Genomic DNA, 1639 nt, shown 5'->3' with positions numbered 1-1639 from the left:
GCCAGAGATTGCGCGCCGAGATAGCGTGACCGTGTCACCATTGACGGATATTGCGGCAAAAGTCGCGGCAACGGATCTGAGCGTAACAGGCATTAACAGCGCCAATGCACTGATTGCCAGTACTTTCTTAGATTCTGCTAATGCCGATGATGTGTTTGCGATTGCGCCAGCGGCGATGAACGCCACCGGCTCAGGCATTGAACAGCAATATCGCACGGCTTTGATTGGTTTGTCGGTATTGGGCAGTGGTGAAGCCCTTACCAATGTGACACAAGATATTGCGACAGATTTGGCTGACAATACCCTTGATGTGAACACCGCCAAAGCCTTGTATCTCAATACCCAAACGTGGCTACGTCGTCATGGCATGACCGATTTATCGCTCAATGTGCCTACCTATGGCCTCGATAGCGCCTCGCAACAAGCTGTGGATGCCGTGCTTGCCAATGACACGACCTTGGCGTACTTCCCTGAAATGCTACAGACCAGCACAGGAACCCTTGATCTGACCACTTTACTTTCAGGTTATGTACCAGCAGGCAGCGCCGTCAGTGTCAGCGTCCTTGAGGGTGACAGTTTAACCGCACTCACCGGCACGTTAGACACCAGCCTCTACAGCAGTGGTGCGCAGCTTCAAGTTAGCGTGGACGTAGACGGTTTTGCCCGTTTAGAAACCATTACCCTGCAACCGAGCGCCACCCCTGTCTCTGTTACCTCAACGCTTGGCGACATCAACAACGGCTCGCATAGCTTTACGGTGACACCTTCCGATAGCCAAACCGTCACCATTGCGAGCTTAACCCCTGATGTGGCGACCTTTGCCAACGACAGCGTCAACGTACTCAAGGATGGTGTTGCCCGTTTTGCTATTACCGCCGCTGATAATGCATGGCAAGAGGTGGTGACTCTTGATGTGTTAAGCCCAAGAACCGCCCCAAGTATCACATGGCAGCTTGATAGCAATGGTGATTTACAAGTGGCGAGCATCAATGGCGAGAACAACTATCTCAGCTTGAATTATCAAGGCGTGGATTCGAGCTTAACGATGCTGACCAGTTTGCCAGTCGATCGCAGTGCCAGCGATAGCATTAGTTGGATGGTAGAAAAAGACGGCGTACGTTTCTCAACGGTACAAAGTGTTGGCGTGGCGGATGTAGTCAATCCGCTTGCCATTAATAACCTAACAGTGCGTGTGGCAGATACGTCGATTGCCGATGCTGATTTGTTTGCCCAGTTTATGGGACTCACAGCGCTGTCAACGGATGCGACGACTTTAAGCTTATACCGCAGTGAACTAGCGAATAATACCATCTCTAGCTTGGCTGGTTTGGAGAGCTTGATTGCGGACGTCAATGTGAGCGCTAATGCCTTTGTTGCTTTACAGACCACACCAAACGCAAATATCACGATTGAACAAATCCAAACCTTGTTGCCAACGCAATATTTGGCAGCGAGTTTGATCGCTGAATACCAAGCAGCATTGGCAGGTAATGTGTGGAATACCCCAGATGAAGTGCAAGCCTTGATTGCAGTCGTGAATAATGACAATGTGGTGGATTCAGATGGTGACGGTATTTTAGATGGGGTGGAACTGGCACAATTTAGTGATCCGAATGATGCCAATCATCCGATTTACCTA

The 1639-nt window shown here is 50.1% G+C and carries 1 protein-coding gene; it reads left to right on the top strand.

Translation table 11 applies throughout. From position 1 onward, the window contains the following. Nucleotides 1-1639, top strand: a 1639-nt coding sequence (locus tag VTH8203_RS19680) for a thrombospondin type 3 repeat-containing protein (protein ID WP_158296200.1), incomplete at both ends; no start/stop codon positions are given.

This window comes from Vibrio thalassae (assembly GCF_900089835.1).
Lineage (GTDB): Bacteria > Pseudomonadota > Gammaproteobacteria > Enterobacterales > Vibrionaceae > Vibrio > Vibrio thalassae.
This window is presented reverse-complemented; position numbering and strand designations above follow the sequence as displayed.